The organism is Arthrobacter sp. FW306-1B-G06A, assembly GCF_058781765.1.
This window is the reverse complement of record NZ_JBYSXB010000022.1, coordinates 1-15,877: the sequence shown is the minus strand read 5'-3', so window position 1 is coordinate 15,877 and position 15,877 is coordinate 1. Positions and strand designations below refer to the sequence as shown.

Here is a 15,877-nt window from a genome sequence, read left to right as displayed (position 1 = left end):
TTGGCACGTGTTTTCCTTGTTTCGCTTTTCGCGACGCCGAACGGCCGTGCGGGAGGTAAAAATGTCCGACCCCCGTGACAGGGTTTATTCATGGAAGGCATCGGTCAACTCGTCGCACCTCGGGCGGCCGCGCCCGACGGCGGAATCCCGTCGCCGGGACGCCTGTCCCGCCGGCTGAAGCCCGTCCCCGCCCGGCACGCGCAGTTCCAATTCGCAGCGCAGTTCCAAAACCCTTCCCAGTTCCAAAACCCTTCCCGACTCCAAAACCCTTCCCGGCTCCAAAACCCGGCCGCCGTGCCGACCGCCGCGGGTGGCCTTGACCTGGCGGTCGCGGCGATGGATGCACTGCGCTCAACCGCCGTCGCCGACGCCCGCTCGTTCGGTTTCCTTGATGCCGCGGATTTCGCCGGCACGGTCGAAGAGATCTCCCGGACGGTCGAGTTCCTGCAGCTCGTCGCGGCCCACGCCGTGGAACGGACCCGCAGCGAAGCCCAGGCCTCCCGCCGGCCGTCCCCGGCGCCGGGCTGGCGGACCGGCTGGACCGAACTTGCTACCGAACTTGCTACCGATACGGGAATCGCAGCAGCGGACGCGGGACTTCCGGCAGACGCGCCGGACGCGGCGGATGCGCCGGGGTCCGCGCCCGGCCCCACGGCAGCGGCCGCGGTCGACGACGGCTACCGGAACGCCGCCGAATTCCTGCGCGCCCGGCTGCGGATCGGCATCGGCGAAGCCCGGCGCCGGCTCGCCCTGGCCTCCGGCGTGCTCCCGCAGACAGGACTCACCGGACAAGACCTCCCCGCACGCCACGAAGTCCTCGCCGCGGCCCTGTCCACCGCAGCCGTGCCGACCCGCTCGGCCACGATCATCAGCACGGCCCTGGAGCAGGTACGCCACCACGCCGACCCGGACACCGCCCGGCAGATGGAACACTCCCTCACCCGCACCGCTCTGGAAAGCGATCCCGACTTCGTGCACCGGACGGCCAAACGCTGGGTCGACGCCATCGACCAGGACGGAACCGAACCCGGCGAAGAAGAACTCCGCCACCGCCAGGGAGCGTTCATCCGCAAACCCCGCCACGGCCTGCACCACCTGGAAGTCTTCGCCACCGCCGAACAATACGAAACCCTCGCCACCGCCATGAACACCGCCACCAACCCCCGCCTCCAGCACACCACCGACACCAACGCAGCCGACGACGGCGGCGCGGCCGACACCGCCCTGGACCGCCGCTCCCGGGCCCAGAAACTCCTCGACGGACTCACCGGCGCCTGCGCAGCGGCCCTGACCACCGGGCAACTGCCCGCCAACGGCGGCCTCCGGCCCCAGGTCATGGTCACCATCGACTACCAAGACCTCCTCGGCCGCCTCCAACACCTCGAACACCTCGAACACCTCGAACACCTCGAACACCTCGAACACGAAACGCGCACCGCCACCGGTCCCGGCCCGCGCCTCAGCAGCGGCGCGTCCACGTTCCAGGGCCCCATCCACCCCACGGTCATCCGCAAGATCGCCTGCGACGCGGACATCATCCCCGTCCTGCTCGGCAGCGAAAGCCGCGTCCTGGACATCGGCCGTACCACCCGCATCTTCCCGCCCCACATCCGCAAAGCCATCATCGCCCGCGACCAAGGCTGCGCCTTCCCCGACTGCACCATCCCCGCACCCTGGTGCGAAGCCCACCACATCACCTACTGGTCCAACCAAGGCACCACCGGAACCGACAACGGCACCCTGCTCTGCAGCCACCACCACCACGTCATCCACAAAGAACACTGGACCATCACCCTGGACAACGGCACCGCATGGTTCAAACCACCACCCCACCTCGACCCCCGCCAAACACCCCGACGCAACCACCACTTCAGACCCACCCGGACATAAACCCGCCCGGAATGAGACACGGGGGTTGACCGCCGTCGCGCAAAAGCAGGGCCTGCTACGGGCTAATCACCGCTTAAGCGGGCGTCCCGCCGTCGACGTCTGCCATTGCCTGTTCGCGGACGGCGGCCATCCTTTGGACGACGGTGACTGCCGTTGCGGCGGCGAGGATGACAAGGGTCACCAGCAAGACGACGGGGGGCAGCCCCAGCCCGGTCAGACCGGTGACGAGGAGCACGGAAATAAGCCGCTCAGCGCGCTCGGCGATGCCCACATTGGCGTAGAAGCCCAATGATTCAGCCTTGGCGCGGGCGTACGAAACCACCATCCCGAGCACCAGGCAGCCCAGGGACGCGATAGCAATCGCGCTGTTCCCGCCTCCCGTGAAGAACCAGATTGCGACGCCGGCGAAAATGGCGCCGTCTGCCAGCCGGTCCAGCGTGGAGTCGAGGAAGTTTCCCCACGGGCCGCTGCGTCCCTGTTCCCTTGCCATGATGCCGTCCACGACGTCGGACAGCGCGAAAACGGCGATCAGCAGCGAACCCCACCAGAGCTGGCCCAGGGGGTAGAGAATCAGGGCCCCGAGAACTACGCCCGCGGTCCCGACGACGGTAACGGCGTCGGGCGAGACCCCCACCTTGAGCAGGAACCGGGCCAGGGGCGAGAACAGCCCGGTGAAGAACCCGCGGGCGTGCCGATTAAGCATCCGGCTCCCCGGACAGATCCGACTCTTCTGGCCAGGCGTCGGCCACTTGCTGGCGGACCTCGTCAAGGGTCTGGGTGACAGCCTTCGTCTGGGCGATGATGGGGAAAAAGTTACCGTCCCCGCCCCAGCGCGGAACTACGTGCTGATGCAGGTGGGCTGCGATGCCCGCCCCGCCGGCCACACCTTGGTTCATGCCCAGGTTGAAGCCGCTCGGGTTGGCCACCTTGCGCAGCACCCGCATCGCGGTCTGCGTGAGCTCCGCCATTTCCGCCGTTTCCTGCACGGTAATGTCCGTGTAGTCCGGAACATGCCGGTACGGGCACACGAGCAAGTGACCGGGGTTGTAAGGGAACAAATTGAGGACCACGTAGCACGTCTTGCCGCGGCGCACGATGAGGGATTCCTTGTCCGTGCGGCTCGGAGCCACGCAGAACGGGCAGTCGTCCTCGTTCTTGAACTGGTTCTGCCCACCCTTGATGTAGGCCAGGCGGTGCGGAGTCCACAGGCGTTGGAAGGCATCAGGAACACCTGCCAGGCCGAAGTCGTCAGTCACTTCGGCATCGCCCGGATAGTCAGCTGTCACGCCCGTGTTCTCCTGCATTTTCCTGGCCCCCGCGGTGTCCGACTCGTCAGCTCTCGCGGTTCTTGACGGCGTCCACGATCCTTCGGACGGCCTCGGCAACGGGCACACCGTTGTCTTGGCTGCCGTCACGGAAGCGGAACGACACCGCACCGGCCTCTGCGTCCTCTCCGCCGGCAATGAGGACGAACGGAATCTTGTCCTTGCTCGCGGTGCGGATCTTCTTTGGGAAGCGGTCCGAGGAAATGTCCACTTCGGCACGGATACCCGCAGCCTTGAGCTGGCCAACGACGTCGAACATGTAGTTGTTGAACGCCTCAGCCACCGGAATGCCGACCACCTGCACGGGCGAGAGCCACGCGGGGAAAGCTCCCGCGTAGTGCTCGGTGAGGACGCCCATGAAACGCTCTACCGAGCCGAACAGCGCGCGGTGGATCATGACGGGGCGCTGGCGTGTGCCGTCGGCAGCCTGGAACTCCAACTCAAAACGCTCAGGCAGGTTGAAGTCCAGCTGGATGGTGGACATCTGCCAAGTGCGGCCCAACGCGTCCTTCGCCTGCACGGAGATCTTGGGGCCGTAGAACGCGGCTCCACCCGGATCCGGAACAAGTTCCAGCCCCGAGGCCTCGGCTACTTCTGCCAAGGTGCGTGTGGCTTCTTCCCAGGCGGCGTCTTCCCCAACGAACTTGTCTTCGTTCTTGGTGGACAGTTCAAGGTAGAAGTCGTCCAGTCCGTAGTCCTTGAGGAGGCCAAGGACAAAGTTCAAGGTGGTGGTGAGCTCGTCCTTCATCTGTTCGCGGGTGCAGTAGATGTGGGCGTCGTCCTGTGTCATGCCGCGCACGCGGGTCAGACCATGGACAACACCGGACTTCTCGTAGCGATACACAGAGCCGAATTCGAAGAGCCGCAGGGGCAGTTCCCGGTAGGAGCGGCCGCGCGAACGGAAGATGAGGTTGTGCATCGGACAGTTCATCGGCTTCAGGTAGTAGTCCTGGCCGGGCTTGCGCACGGTGCCGTCGTCGTTCAGTTCCGCGTCGATGTGCATCGCCGGGAACATGCCTTCCCTGTACCAGTCAAGGTGGCCGGAGACCTCGTAGAGGTGTCCCTTGGTGATATGCGGGGTGTAGACGAACTCGTATCCGGCGTCCACGTGGCGCTGGCGCGAATAGTCCTCCATCGCCTTGCGGATGATCCCGCCCTTCGGGTGGAACACCGGCAGTCCGGAGCCCAGCTCATCCGGGAAGGAAAACAGGTCAAGTTCCGCGCCGAGCTTGCGGTGATCTCGGCGCTCGGCCTCGGCGATGCGCTCCTGGTACGCCTTCAGCGCATCCTTGGTGGGCCAAGCGGTGCCGTAGATACGCTGCAACTGCTGGTTGTTCTGGCTGCCCAGCCAGTACGCCGCCGAGGAGCGGGTCAGGGCGAAAGCGTTGGAGATCAGTTTGGTGTTGGGCAGGTGCGGGCCTCGGCAGAGATCGCACCAGACGCTGTCGCCGCTCTTGCGATCCACATTGTCGTAGATGGTGATGTCCCCTGCGCCCACCTCGACGTTGACGCCCTCTCCGGCGTCGGCGGCGTCGTTCTTCTTGCCCAGCAGTTCAAGCTTGTAAGGCTCGCCCTTCATGGCCTCGCGGGCTTCGTCCTCGGTGACGACGCGGCGCACGAACTTCTGGTTCTGGTTGATGATCTTCTGCATCATCTTCTCAAGCTGCCGCAGGTCTTCAGGAGTGAAGGGCTCGGCGACATCGAAATCGAAGTAGAAGCCGTCTGTGATGTAGGGACCGATTCCGAGCTTGGCGTCCGGACGAAGCTGCTGCACAGCCTGGGCCATCACGTGCGCGGTGGAGTGGCGGAGGACGTTCAGGCCGTCCGGCGAGTCGATGGTGATGCCGTCAACCTGGGCACCCTCGGGCAGCACTTGGTCGAGGTCCTTGAGTTCGCCGTCGACTCGGGCCACAACGACGTCGCGGCGCTCAAAGAAGAGTTCCGCGCCGGTGGTCCCCTCCGTCACCTTGGTCTCTTCGCCATCGACGATGAGGGTGATCTGCTGGGCATCTGACACGGGTGTCTCCTATTCATTGATAAGGCTTCATAGCTTGTGGCGTACGGGGACCACAGCCAGCCATCGTCCATCGTATCCGCTCGGGCTGGGGCAGCCAAAGCAGGCGCAGGCGTGCCGTTTTCCCCTGAGGACACTTGGCGGGACGGCATTTTCGGCATGCGTCATTGCAGCCCGTTCAATCCGTAACGGAGGGCCCTGTGGGAACTGGAGTGCGGGGCGGTTTGCGAACCCGCGCTATCGCAGGGCTACAAGCGGCCTGCTGCGCTTCTCACTTCGTGCTTCCGCCATGCGGGTTGGTGGAACAGATGCAAGTGGAGTGCCTGACGCTCAAGGGACGGCGTCCACCGTCCGTGGCTCCTGTCCTTGATGAGGGCCGTTCCGGCGATCTCCCGGAGTGTGGATATCCCGCGGACAGCCGATTGTTTGGTGGCAAAGGTCGTAGACATCGCCAGGATCTGGCCTTCACCGTCGCGCAGTGCAATCCTGTACCCATCGTTGGGTCCATCGACCAGCTCAAAGTATCCAGCCATTGTGGAGCCTCCTTTGAAACCTGAGGTTGTAAAGGACACCAACCAGTTTACCGAGTCAAAGCCATGTGGTGGCGGGTTTTTGGACCGCCGCAATGGCTCCGGCAGCTCCACTAAGCCTTGGCTTGGAGCAACGCAAGGAGGGCACTGCCGTCCGGACTGCCCAGGCCTGTGCAGGGATCCCAACCGATCCCGGCATGGTAGCTTCCATTGGAGCCTGAGATGATGTCATGGAAGCCCGACGCCGGTTGCTTGCCGTTTTGGTAAAGCAGCGGCTGGATCAGGCCGAAGCGCCTGTTGGTGGCCTGGGCGAGCCGGGCGACGAGGGCCGCCCAGAGCGGCGCCACCGCACTTGTTCCACCGATCACCATGTCTTTCCCGTCGACGCGCACCTGATAGCCGGTCTGCGGGTCGGCAACGCCGCTGACATCGGGGACGCCCCTTCCGGCCTTCTTGGGCACAGGCTTGTGCTTGGCGTGCCCCGGGATCCCCGACTGCCAGGAGGGCGCCGGAAAGACGTCGCTGAATCCTCCGCCGGTAGCCGAGTTGGGTCCGTCGTTCCAGACCGTTTCCGCCCTGATGACACCTGTTGCGGTGTCCGCTTGAAGTCTGGTTCCGCCGCAGGCCAGCACATGAGGGCTCGACGCCGGGAAATCGGCGTGATCCTTGTTGTCGGTTGCGCCGTCGGCACTGCCGTTGTCCCCGGCTGCCGCTGTCACCGTCACGCCGAGGGCCGCGGCGTCGGCCATGGCCTGGTCGAAAGCCGTCCGGGCTTGGCCGGTCCAGGCGTCTTCGCTCTGGCCCCAGCTGATGCTGATCGCGGCCGGCGTCGGGGTTGCATGCGAGGCAGCGATAATCGCATCCAGGAACCCGGCGTCGGTGTTGGGGGCGAAATAGACCAATATGTTGGCCTTCGGCGCCAAGGCGCCGACCACCTCGATGTCCAGCAGGACTTCCCCGTCGGCGCCCGACGGATCCTGCCCCGGCTGGTTCGCCCCGCCGTCGACTCCTACTGCGGTGACGCTTGGCGTGGGGATACCAAGGCCCAGGAAGTACGTGTCAAGGTCTTGCTGCCCGTAGCCGCCACCCAGCTCGAGGATGGCAACGGTTTGGCCCGTCCCGTCCGTTCCCGCAGGGAAATTGTAGATCCTTCCCAGCTGCGGCGGGGTGTAGCTCGCAGCGGCCGCAGCGAGGGGAATGGCGCGGAATTGGGCGCGGGCCTGCGGCCGGTCGTCAAGGCCGAGGACGGCAACGATGACGCCGTCGAGGGCCGCAGGGACGTGGAGGCCTCCGGTGCGGTGCCGGTGGGTGATAGCGGTACCGTCCGGGCTTCGGCTGGTCAGCTCGTCCAGGGATGTCCCGAAAATGCTGCTCATCTGCTCCACGGTTCCGGCCAGCCGAATCTTGCGGCTGGCCGCGTCCGACTCCACGACGTCGAGACCAAGGTTGGTGAAAGTGCCTACAGCAAGATCCAGGTCTGCGGCCGATGCGCCGTATCGGGAGGCAAGTTCGTCCCGCGAAAGCACAGCGGACGGCACCTCGGGCATTTCTTCCTGGCGCCTCAGGATGACTGTCGCTTCGATCCGATGGGAAGGATCGACAGGGCCGAGAATGTCCCGGAGGCCCGGGGCGGGAGCCCTGTCCGATCCTGGCAGCGGAACGCTTTGCGTCTCCCCCGGCCGACGATCTTCTGGAGTGTCCTGCATCGACATTGGTGCCTCCTAGCCTCAGGGTGACAGAGCTCCGTCCCCTGCGATTATGCACCAGGAGTCACTTTGGCACCATGGCCTGGAAGGCCACAGGCTGCGACGATCTGAACGATGGCGGCTCCCGAAAGTGCTTGGGTACGGCGTACGCACGCGGTAGCGTGGGGCCTTGGCGGGCCATGCCACCGCAGCGGCTCGCGCAGCGGCGAGTCAAAGGAGCGAACCATCAATAGGTCACACCGAACATCAGCCCATGAACCCGACACTGCAGTAGAGCTGAACCCCGTCTTCAGCCGACCGGGAGAATCCAGTATTTTTCCACGCTTCACCATTCCGGACGGTGAGTCCCTTCCGTCGACCGCCTATCAGGTTGTCCACGACGAAGCCATGTTGGACGGCAACTCCCGCCTGAACCTGGCCACATTCGTTGGAACGTGGATGGAACCGGAAGCGTCGAAGCTGTACGCCGAGACGTTCGACAAGAACATGATCGACAAGGACGAGTACCCGCAGACGGCGTTGATCGAAACCCGTTGCTGGCGGATGCTCGCAGACTTGTGGAACGCACCCGATCCCGCCAAGTCAGTCGGGACCTCAACGATCGGTTCTTCCGAAGCGTGCATGCTGGGCGGCCTTGCCTTGAAGCGTCGCTGGCAGCACGCTCGGACGGCGGCCGGCCTGTCCACGGACAAACCCAACCTGGTCCTCAGCTCGGCCGTCCAAGTGTGCTGGGAGAAGTTCTGCAACTACTGGGACGTGGAGGCCCGCTTCGTTCCGGTGTCGCAGGAACACCAAATGCTGGACGGCTACGAGCTGGACAAGTACGTCGATGAGAACACCATCGGCGTTGTCGCGATCATGGGCGTGACCTACACGGGGGTCTATGAACCCGTCGAGAAGATCTCGGCGGCGTTGGACGAGATCCAGGCAAAGCGGGGCCTTGATATTCCGATCCACGTCGACGGCGCCTCCGGAGCCATGGTTGCACCTTTCCTGCAACGGGAGACCGTCTGGGACTTCCGCCTGCCGCGGGTTGCCTCGATCAACACCTCCGGCCACAAGTACGGCTTGGTCTACCCCGGCCTCGGCTGGATTATCTGGCGTGACGAGCAGGCACTCCCGGAGGACCTGATTTTCCATGTCAGTTACCTGGGCGGGAACATGCCGAGCTTCGCCCTGAACTTCTCACGCCCCGGCGCCCAGGTGCTCCTTCAGTACTACCTGTTCCTCCGGCTCGGATACGAGGGATACAAATCCGTCCAGGCAACCTCCCGGGACGTGGCACTCTATCTCTCCAGTGAAATAGGGGCAATGGAGGCGTTTACTTTGTGGAGCGACGGATCCGACATTCCTGTCTTTGCCTGGCAACTCACCGACGGCTACACCGAGAGGTGGAACCTTCACCACTTGTCCGAAAGGCTGCGGATGAATGGGTGGCTCGTCCCCGCCTACCCCATGCCGGAAGGATTGAGCGAGATCACAGTCCAACGGATCGTTGTCCGCAACGGATTCACCCGCGACCTCGCATCCAGTTTCCTGGCCGATCTCAAGAAAGAAGTCGCCTACCTGGACGGCCTCACGGCACCGATGCCCGCCGGTGGGCAGACCCAGGCGTTCCACCACTAGCCAGCAGCAGCTTCGCCGCCAGACGATTGAAGGAAGGATGCGTGCCATGTGCCGATTGTTCGGCTTGCATGCCGGTTCGCAAGCAGTCCGGGCCACTTTCTGGCTTTTGGACGCCCCGGACAGCCTCGCTGACCAGAGCCGGCGCGAGCCCGACGGCGCCGGCATAGGCACCTTTGACGGTGACGGCAAGGCCCATGTCGCCAAGCAGCCACTCGCCGCATGGGAGGACCACGCCTTTGCACGTGAAGCACGGGTCCTGAAGAGCACGACATTCCTGGCCCATGTGCGATATGCCAGCACCGGCGCGCACACCATGGTCAACACGCACCCTTTCGAGCAGGACGGGAGGTTGTTCGCCCACAACGGTGCCTTCGGCGATCTTGAGCGGTTGGACCAGCGGCTGGCGGAGTCCGGTGTCGCGGATCTGGTGAAGGGCCAAACAGACAGTGAGCGCCTCTTCGCCTTGATCACCGCGGAGAGCAGAAGAGCGGATGGCGACGTCGGCGAAGGTATCATCCGAGCGATCAGCTGGATCGCCAAGGAACTGCCGGTGTTCAGCTTGAACCTCATCCTGACGACGGCGAGCGACGTTTGGGCAGTCAGGTATCCGGACACGCATGAGCTTCACATTCTGGAACGGCTTCCTGCCCGCTCGGCCGAGGCGGCTCCCCTGGACGCGCGGAGCTCCAGGATCCGCGCCCACAGTAGGGAGGCCTCGCGTGCAGGACACGTCCTCATCGCCACCGAGCCGATGGATGACAACCCCGAGTGGAGAGCGCTTCCCGGTGGTGCCCTGGTCCACGTCAGTCCGGATCTGGCTGTGACCATCAGCCACCCCTTCCCGGAGGCTCCCGCACATCCCCTTACGCTGGCCGATCTCTCCCCCTCCGCGGCCGCATCCCAGAAACCGTGATCCTCGAACACAAAACGTCGCCCGGCGACTTAGCCTGGAGCTCGCGTGTTCATCGCGCCCGTGGGCCCTGCCGCACATAAGATCGATCCATGACCGCTGAAGTCGAATCCGAAACCGCCTTCGTCCCGGCCGTCCAACTCGACGGGCAAATGAGCATCAACGACGTCCTGCTGGAGTTGGGGCGGGAACCCGTGGTCTATCCGTCCGCGAACGCCGATGCGGGCGATTTCCATATTTTCTAGCACGACGCCCGGATCCCGGACGACGTCGGGGTCCTCACCGCTGCCGGGAGGTGTCGTTGATAGAGGTACTGTCAGGGACTCCCTCAGGGCGCTACGAGGTCACTATCGTTGATCGCATGGACAACCGCAACGACGCTCGCGACTTCCTTGCGTCCCGGCGAGCGAAGATCACCCCCGAACAGGCAGGGCTGCCGACGTCGGGCGGCAATCGGCGAGTACCAGGGCTCCGTCGCGGCGAAGTCGCGACCCTCGCCGGAGTGAGCGTTGAGTATTACACCCGGCTCGAACGCGGGAACCTTGCGGGAGTGTCCGAGAGCGTCTTGGAGGCACTGGCGAGGGCCCTCCAACTCGACGAGGCTGAGAGTGCGCACCTGTTCGATCTGGCGCGTACCGCCGGAACAAGCAAGAGGCAGCGTCGATCCGCACCACAGCAGGTCCGGCCAAGTGTGCAGTTCGCCCTTGACGCCATTACTGACGCGCCGGCATTCGTCCGCAACGCCCGCATGGACATCCTTGCCGCCAACAAACTCGGCCTTGCTTTGCATTCCGAGATGTACGTCAACCCAGTCCGGCCCGCCAACTACGCACGCTTCATATTCCTGGATGAAGAACGGGCCCGGCGGTTCTTCCCGGATTGGGAACTCGCCGCCAACAATATGGTTGCCATCCTCCGCACCGAGGCCGGCCGCGACCCCTTCGACCGCGGGCTGAGCGACCTTGTAGGAGAGCTTTCCACCCGAAGCGATGAATTCCGCACTCGCTGGGCCGCGCACAACGTGCGCCGCCACTACAGCGGTTTCAAGCATTTCCACCACCCCGTGGTGGGTGAACTCCGCCTACTTTTCGAGGCAATGGAATTGTCGGCGGACACCGGCCTCTCGCTGTTCATCTACCCTGCAGAACCTGGCTCCCCCTCTGCAGACGCCCTGCGCCTCCTCGCGAGCTGGGCAGCCACCCAGGAAGTGGCGGAGCAACCTCAAGCCGCACCTACGGCAGGTGGGGCGTGATCGCAACCGGTTAGCCTATGGTCTCGGGTCCCGGCGCCCCTCCCCGTCGCCTCGGTCGTCGTCCCGTTCCCGTCGGATTTCGTCGTCGTCCCGGTCCCGGCGGCTTCCCGCACTATCCGGATCCGAGCGTTTGCCGGCATCCGGGTCCAACTCTTCTGCCCGCCGCAACCTGTCCTGCGAGACTTCGTTGGCGCGCTCGGCGGCTTTCTGCTTGTCCGCGGCCTCCCGGTGCAAGCGTTCCGCCTCGCTCTCGGCGCGCGCGGCGTCTGCGGCCGCCCGAGCGGCCTCGGCGCTGCGCTCATGAGCTCCGAGGGCGTCGGCACGGGCTTTCTCGCGGAGGTCCGCAGCGCGCTTGCGGTTAGCGGCGTTCTTCGCGCGGCGCCCATAAACGACGACGGCGACGATCACCGCGATGATCACGACCGCCACCACGATCCAAATCCAAAGTTGACCATCCATTGGAACTCCCCTCGAAAATTGACTGCGCCTCCGCAACGCCGGTGTTATCGATCGGCCGACCCTGCCGTTGGCCAGCCGGGATCGGCGTCCTCGGACAGCGCGCGGATGCTGGTCCCTTGAGTCAACAACTTTGTGTGAACCATGACACGAGTAGCTTGTACTTGTTTTCCCCGGAGGTTCAAGCGGACTGACGGTCCTGGTTTACTCCACGGCCGGCGACGGACGCCGAACGCCGAAGGACAGCGAGGGCTCGTCGGGGGTAGCGAGGGTCAGGACGGCCTCCTCGACGGTCTCCTCGTCCTCGAGTTCCCGTTCCACGCGGCGCAGCGCGATGGCCACTTCGTGTTCCCGGAGGTCGCCGGTGATATCCACTGCGGCCACGAGGTACAACTTGCGCGGACCGACAAACTCCAGGTGAAGATATGTCAGGCGCTCGATTTCGCGGTGTTCCATGACCCTGATCGCCATCGACTTCTCGAGTTCCGGAGTGACGCCCTGGCCGACAAGGAAGCGACGATTGCGATCTATTAGTACTACGGCGATGACACCGAGAAGAATGCCGACAAATATGGATCCGAGCGCATCCGGAAGTGGTGATCCAGTGAGCTGGTGCAGGAAGATTCCCAAGAAGGCAATGAGCAGGCCTATGAGCGCGGCGCTATCCTCCGCGAAGACTGCACGCATGGTGGGATCTGAACTCTTGAGCACTTGCTCCAAGGTCCGGCGTTCGAGCTCCCGTGCGGACTTGCGGGCCTGCCGGAATGCCTGGACGAACGAACCCCCTTCCAGGACGAACGATACCGCCAAGACAATATAGGCGACCGCGAAATCACCGGCGGGCTCCGGCGCGAAAAGCTGTTGGATGCCGTGCATCACGGAAACAACGGCGCCTGCGGTGAACAAGCCAAAGGCGGCAAACATCGACCACACGTATGCTTCCCTGCCGTAGCCCATCGGACGGGCCACGTCCCGCTTCTTCGAGGATCTCCTCTCGGCCACCAGCAGGAAGACCTGGTTTCCCGTGTCCGCCCAGGAGTGGGCGGACTCAGCGATCATCGAAGCGGAGCCGGTAAGCACGGCGGCGACAGTCTTTGCGACCGCAACAAGAAGGTTTGCCGCAAAAGCCAAGATCACGGTCATGAGGGATGAAGCTGGCATCCTGACCTTCTTGGTTTCAACCATGGAAACTACCGTACCCAACAACCATGGAGTCCACGCCTAGTGGTTGCCGAGGAAGGAACGGAGGGTGCGGGCATTACGGACCGCGTTACCGCCGCCGTCGTTATTGAAATAGACGAAAACCTCCTTGCCCGCCGTCTCCCATTCCGCAATTCGGTCGGTCCACCAGCGCAGGTCCTGATCGGAGTATGAACCTCCATAAAGGTGGTGGTGATCCGGCCCATGCATCCTGATGTAGACAAACGGCGCCGTCGCTCGGAGGACGCACGGGAGCTCCGCCCCGCTCATGATGCAATAGGCCGTCCGGTGCTTTTCAAGCAACTCGTAGACAGCCTCGTCATGCCAGCTGTCATGGCGGAATTCGACGGCGACCTTGATCCACTCGGGGAGGAGGCCAAGGAAATAGGCCAGCCGGCCGTCGTCGCGCTCCATTCCCGGCGGCAACTGGACCAGCAGGACCCCACGCCTGTCCCCGAGCTCATGCCACGCCGAGGTGATCCTGCCGATCCAGGCTTCGGGTGCGTAAAGGCGCTTGCCATGGGTGAGCCCACGGGGCGCCTTGACCGAAAACACGAACCCTTCAGGTAGGCGGCGTCGCCAACTGGCGAACGATGAATCGCGCGGCCAACGATAGAAACTCGCGTTGAGTTCGACGGTCTCGAATTGCTGCACGTAGTAATCGAGCCGGTTGCGGGAGGGGGTGCCGGCGGGATAGAGCACGTGGTCCCAGTGGTCGTAACTCCACCCCGACGTCCCTACGTGGGTTGCCATCCGGCCAGCCTATGGTCGAAGTCGCCGAATAAGTAAGCTGATTGATATTCGGAATCGATGAGAGGTTGGTCGATGGCCATGCGATTCGGGTCGATTTTCGGGCTGATCGTGGTGATCTGGCTCGTCATAGGAGCAGTAGCGGCCGGACAGCGAGGCTACTTCAGCGCCGTCCCGGCGCAGTGCTCCCAGTTCGCAACGATTAGCCTGAATATTGTTGCCGGTCCCTTGAACTACATGGGACTGAATCCCGTGGCAGGCTGCGAACTGCCGCGGCCGTCGTGAGCGGACCGGAAGATCCCCTGTTCCCCGGGCCGGCTCCCGACACCAGGCACGAGTCCGAGGACCAACGGATGGACCGAAACTGGAATGAGCTGCTCCAGGAGATGCGCGTCCTCCAGACGGGCGTGCAGATTATCGGCGGCTTCCTGCTGACCCTGCCGTTCCAGCAGCGATTCGGCACGCTCACAGAGATGCAAAAATGGTGGTTTCTCCTGCTGGTTGTCCTGGCGACCATGACCACCGGGCTCATGCTCGTTCCGGTAAGCCTGCACCGGCGGCTCTTCCAGCATCACGTCAAGTACCGGCTGGTGGCTGCAGGCGACAAGATCGTCAAGGCCGTCGTGGCGTGTGTGTCCCTGCTGATCGCCGGGTGCGCCGGACTGATCTTCAGCGTTGCCGTGGGGCCTGAGGCCGGCCTCGCCGCGGGCGGCAGCATCCTTGTCGCCCTCGCGGCGCTCGTGCTGCTGTACCCGCTGCTTTCCTGGTCTCCCCGGCGCCGGAAGGCCGGGCAGAAACGATAGTTCGAGGCCCTGACGCCGGCCTAGTCTAGGCCTTCTCGATCGACATAGTAAGTTTGCTGATCAATTTTCCCGAATCCATGGACAAGTGACCTCCCGGCCTACTAGTTTCGATGTGGTAACAGGCTTGAACGGGCGTCGACAGAGGGCCGGAGGCCTTCTGTCCGGGGCCATGGGCCTGCATCCAAGGCCGGCTTCCGGTCACCGACGGAAGCCGTCCTGGGTAGCGGGTCATGATTTTCCACCAACAAGTTCAACCAATACGGAAGGACGGCATGGAAATGGACGAGCAGCATGGAGCCGAGGAAGAGGCAGCCGGAGGCTACGGAACTCCGACGCCGGAACAAGAAACAGCAGGACAGGGGGCCCGGCAGGCGAATCAGGGCGGGCACAACGGATCAGCCGCGGTGCCATCGGCCGACGCCGAGCTGGATGAGTCGAACTCCGAGGGAAGCAAGGCAGGGACTTCCTTCTCATCCGAACCGAAGGGCGATGCGACAGGACTGCCCGAGGATAAGTCCCCGAAAGACGACGACGGCGAAACATTCGACGCCGGCTAGATCGCCAAAGCCCAGCTACATCCGCAGGAACAAGCGCTAGCAAGGAGAATGAACATGGCTACGGTCAACCGAACAATCGACGTGGAAGTTCCCGTTTCAGTGGCTTACAACCAATGGACCCAGTTCGAGTCGTTCCCGGAATTCATGAAGGGCGTCGAAGCGGTCGAACAAATCGACGAGACAGCCCTGCATTTTTCCACCAACGTCGGCGGCGTCAAGCGCGGCTTTAACGCCCAAATCCTTGAGCAGGTCCCGGATTCCCTGGTCAGCTGGGCCAGCGTCGACGGACCAAGGAACGCCGGCACCGTAAGCTTCGAACCACTTGGCGCGGACCGTACCCGCGTGAGTGTGGAGATCGAATGGGAGCCGGAGGGCTTTGCCGAAAAGGCCGGCTCGATGGTGGGCATCGACGATATGCGGGTTTCAGCCGACCTCGACAAGTTCAAGAAATTCATCGAGGAGCGAGGCTACGAGACTGGCGCTTGGCGCGGTTCCGTGGCCGCCGGCGACGTCGACGACTCCGGCTCAGCAGCCACCCCTGTTGAGGCCACGTCGGAGCTGCCCGCCGTCGACCCTGATTTGACGGCCCCTGCCGCTATGGAAGCGGCCGACGGCGGTGACGCGACCCGCGTCGGACAATACACCGAGGGCGACTACGGCACGGAGCGGGTCGCGGATCTGCCCGCCGAGCGGATCGAAGGCGACTACACCACGGAAGAAACGCCTCGTGACCCTTCCGTGGAACGCGGCGCCGGAGCGTGGCCTGCCACGGAAGCCGGTCCGGGCACAGAAACAGGTCCTCGTCCGTCGGACCGCTGAGCCCCGTGGGGTCGGCCACGAGCTGGCCGGCCCCACGGA

Annotated in this window: 17 protein-coding genes; 9 read left to right on the top strand and 8 right to left on the bottom strand. The window is 64.0% G+C overall.

All coding sequences use genetic code 11. The features are described from left to right. Positions 1-90: 90 nt before the first annotated feature. Positions 91-1,890 (top strand): HNH endonuclease signature motif containing protein, encoded by a 1,800-nt coding sequence (locus AC3WJM_RS12745; protein WP_492272029.1) that lies wholly within the window; start codon positions 91-93, stop codon positions 1,888-1,890. A 73-nt stretch (positions 1,891-1,963) separates the two neighbouring features. Here the strand turns inward: AC3WJM_RS12745 and pgsA are convergent, their stop codons facing one another. From pgsA to AC3WJM_RS12720, 5 genes are all read right to left on the bottom strand, one after another. Continuing rightward, positions 1,964-2,593 carry a phosphatidylinositol phosphate synthase gene (gene pgsA / locus AC3WJM_RS12740; RefSeq protein ID WP_284988145.1) on the bottom strand — a complete coding sequence of 210 codons (630 nt, stop codon included), beginning with the start codon at positions 2,591-2,593 and terminating at the stop codon, positions 1,964-1,966. Further along, positions 2,586-3,194, bottom strand: a complete 609-nt coding sequence (locus AC3WJM_RS12735) for an HIT family protein (protein WP_059389209.1) — start codon at positions 3,192-3,194, stop codon at positions 2,586-2,588. Before AC3WJM_RS12735 ends, pgsA begins: the two co-directional genes overlap by 8 nt. A gap of 28 nt (positions 3,195-3,222) precedes the next feature. After that, positions 3,223-5,232 carry a threonine--tRNA ligase gene (gene thrS, locus AC3WJM_RS12730; RefSeq protein WP_492272028.1) on the bottom strand — a complete coding sequence of 670 codons (2,010 nt, stop codon included), beginning with the start codon at positions 5,230-5,232 and terminating at the stop codon, positions 3,223-3,225. 245 nt (positions 5,233-5,477) lie between these two features. Further along, positions 5,478-5,762 carry a YegP family protein gene (locus AC3WJM_RS12725; protein ID WP_332602165.1) on the bottom strand — a complete coding sequence of 95 codons (285 nt, stop codon included), beginning with the start codon at positions 5,760-5,762 and terminating at the stop codon, positions 5,478-5,480. Between the two features lie 110 nt (positions 5,763-5,872). After that, a complete protein-coding gene (locus tag AC3WJM_RS12720) occupies positions 5,873-7,471 on the bottom strand; it encodes a S53 family peptidase (protein WP_492272027.1) in 1,599 nt (532 codons plus the stop codon). Positions 7,472-7,690: 219 nt separating this feature from the next. Here AC3WJM_RS12720 and gad point away from each other — a divergent pair, with 219 nt between their 5' ends. The 4 genes from gad to AC3WJM_RS12700 all read left to right on the top strand — a co-directional run bounded on the left by gad (position 7,691) and on the right by AC3WJM_RS12700 (position 11,253). Continuing rightward, complete coding sequence (gad, locus tag AC3WJM_RS12715) at positions 7,691-9,091, top strand: glutamate decarboxylase (RefSeq protein ID WP_492272085.1); 1,401 nt, start codon at positions 7,691-7,693, stop codon at positions 9,089-9,091. 46 nt (positions 9,092-9,137) lie between these two features. After that, complete coding sequence (locus tag AC3WJM_RS12710; protein ID WP_284988148.1) at positions 9,138-10,004, top strand: class II glutamine amidotransferase; 867 nt, start codon at positions 9,138-9,140, stop codon at positions 10,002-10,004. Between the two features lie 89 nt (positions 10,005-10,093). Further along, positions 10,094-10,246 (top strand): hypothetical protein, encoded by a 153-nt coding sequence (locus AC3WJM_RS12705; RefSeq protein WP_172465612.1) that lies wholly within the window; start codon positions 10,094-10,096, stop codon positions 10,244-10,246. A 116-nt stretch (positions 10,247-10,362) separates the two neighbouring features. Beyond that, on the top strand, positions 10,363-11,253 hold the full coding sequence (locus AC3WJM_RS12700; RefSeq protein ID WP_306959747.1) for a helix-turn-helix transcriptional regulator: 891 nt from the start codon (positions 10,363-10,365) through the stop codon (positions 11,251-11,253). Between the two features lie 15 nt (positions 11,254-11,268). Here the strand turns inward: AC3WJM_RS12700 and AC3WJM_RS12695 are convergent, their stop codons facing one another. The 3 genes from AC3WJM_RS12695 to AC3WJM_RS12685 form a co-directional block, all read right to left on the bottom strand. After that, positions 11,269-11,712, bottom strand: a complete 444-nt coding sequence (locus AC3WJM_RS12695) for a hypothetical protein (RefSeq protein WP_306959745.1) — start codon at positions 11,710-11,712, stop codon at positions 11,269-11,271. Between the two features lie 201 nt (positions 11,713-11,913). Next, positions 11,914-12,870: a cation diffusion facilitator family transporter gene (locus tag AC3WJM_RS12690; RefSeq protein WP_492272026.1), complete on the bottom strand. Its 957-nt coding sequence runs from the start codon at positions 12,868-12,870 to the stop codon at positions 11,914-11,916. A gap of 60 nt (positions 12,871-12,930) precedes the next feature. Further along, entirely contained in the window at positions 12,931-13,662 is a 732-nt protein-coding gene (locus AC3WJM_RS12685; RefSeq protein WP_059389215.1) for a DUF72 domain-containing protein, read from the bottom strand. A 72-nt stretch (positions 13,663-13,734) separates the two neighbouring features. On the opposite strand from AC3WJM_RS12685, the gene AC3WJM_RS12680 reads away from it, so the two are divergent. The 4 genes from AC3WJM_RS12680 (at position 13,735) to AC3WJM_RS12665 (ending at position 15,838) form a co-directional block, all read left to right on the top strand. After that, a complete protein-coding gene (locus AC3WJM_RS12680) occupies positions 13,735-13,944 on the top strand; it encodes a hypothetical protein (protein WP_284755563.1) in 210 nt (69 codons plus the stop codon). Beyond that, positions 13,941-14,462, top strand: a complete 522-nt coding sequence (locus AC3WJM_RS12675) for a DUF6328 family protein (protein ID WP_307053972.1) — start codon at positions 13,941-13,943, stop codon at positions 14,460-14,462. Before AC3WJM_RS12680 ends, AC3WJM_RS12675 begins: the two co-directional genes overlap by 4 nt. A 278-nt stretch (positions 14,463-14,740) precedes the next feature. Continuing rightward, positions 14,741-15,019, top strand: a complete 279-nt coding sequence (locus AC3WJM_RS12670; RefSeq protein ID WP_492272025.1) for a hypothetical protein — start codon at positions 14,741-14,743, stop codon at positions 15,017-15,019. A gap of 54 nt (positions 15,020-15,073) precedes the next feature. Further along, a complete protein-coding gene (locus AC3WJM_RS12665; protein ID WP_492272024.1) occupies positions 15,074-15,838 on the top strand; it encodes an SRPBCC family protein in 765 nt (254 codons plus the stop codon). The last annotated feature ends 39 nt before the right edge of the window (positions 15,839-15,877 follow it).

What these genes read in the sequence shown, in the direction of transcription:
- AC3WJM_RS12745 (WP_492272029.1), top strand. Translation starts at nt 91, where the DNA reads ATGGAAGGCATCGGTCAACTCGTCGCACCTCGGGCGGCCGCGCCCGAC.
- pgsA (WP_284988145.1), bottom strand. Translation starts at nt 2,593, where the DNA reads ATGCTTAATCGGCACGCCCGCGGGTTCTTCACCGGGCTGTTCTCGCCC.
- AC3WJM_RS12735 (WP_059389209.1), bottom strand. Translation starts at nt 3,194, where the DNA reads ATGCAGGAGAACACGGGCGTGACAGCTGACTATCCGGGCGATGCCGAA.
- AC3WJM_RS12725 (WP_332602165.1), bottom strand. Translation starts at nt 5,762, where the DNA reads ATGGCTGGATACTTTGAGCTGGTCGATGGACCCAACGATGGGTACAGG.
- AC3WJM_RS12720 (WP_492272027.1), bottom strand. Translation starts at nt 7,471, where the DNA reads ATGTCGATGCAGGACACTCCAGAAGATCGTCGGCCGGGGGAGACGCAA.
- AC3WJM_RS12710 (WP_284988148.1), top strand. Translation starts at nt 9,138, where the DNA reads ATGTGCCGATTGTTCGGCTTGCATGCCGGTTCGCAAGCAGTCCGGGCC.
- AC3WJM_RS12705 (WP_172465612.1), top strand. Translation starts at nt 10,094, where the DNA reads ATGACCGCTGAAGTCGAATCCGAAACCGCCTTCGTCCCGGCCGTCCAA.
- AC3WJM_RS12700 (WP_306959747.1), top strand. Translation starts at nt 10,363, where the DNA reads ATGGACAACCGCAACGACGCTCGCGACTTCCTTGCGTCCCGGCGAGCG.
- AC3WJM_RS12695 (WP_306959745.1), bottom strand. Translation starts at nt 11,712, where the DNA reads ATGGATGGTCAACTTTGGATTTGGATCGTGGTGGCGGTCGTGATCATC.
- AC3WJM_RS12690 (WP_492272026.1), bottom strand. Translation starts at nt 12,870, where the DNA reads ATGCCAGCTTCATCCCTCATGACCGTGATCTTGGCTTTTGCGGCAAAC.
- AC3WJM_RS12685 (WP_059389215.1), bottom strand. Translation starts at nt 13,662, where the DNA reads ATGGCAACCCACGTAGGGACGTCGGGGTGGAGTTACGACCACTGGGAC.
- AC3WJM_RS12680 (WP_284755563.1), top strand. Translation starts at nt 13,735, where the DNA reads ATGGCCATGCGATTCGGGTCGATTTTCGGGCTGATCGTGGTGATCTGG.
- AC3WJM_RS12670 (WP_492272025.1), top strand. Translation starts at nt 14,741, where the DNA reads ATGGACGAGCAGCATGGAGCCGAGGAAGAGGCAGCCGGAGGCTACGGA.
- AC3WJM_RS12665 (WP_492272024.1), top strand. Translation starts at nt 15,074, where the DNA reads ATGGCTACGGTCAACCGAACAATCGACGTGGAAGTTCCCGTTTCAGTG.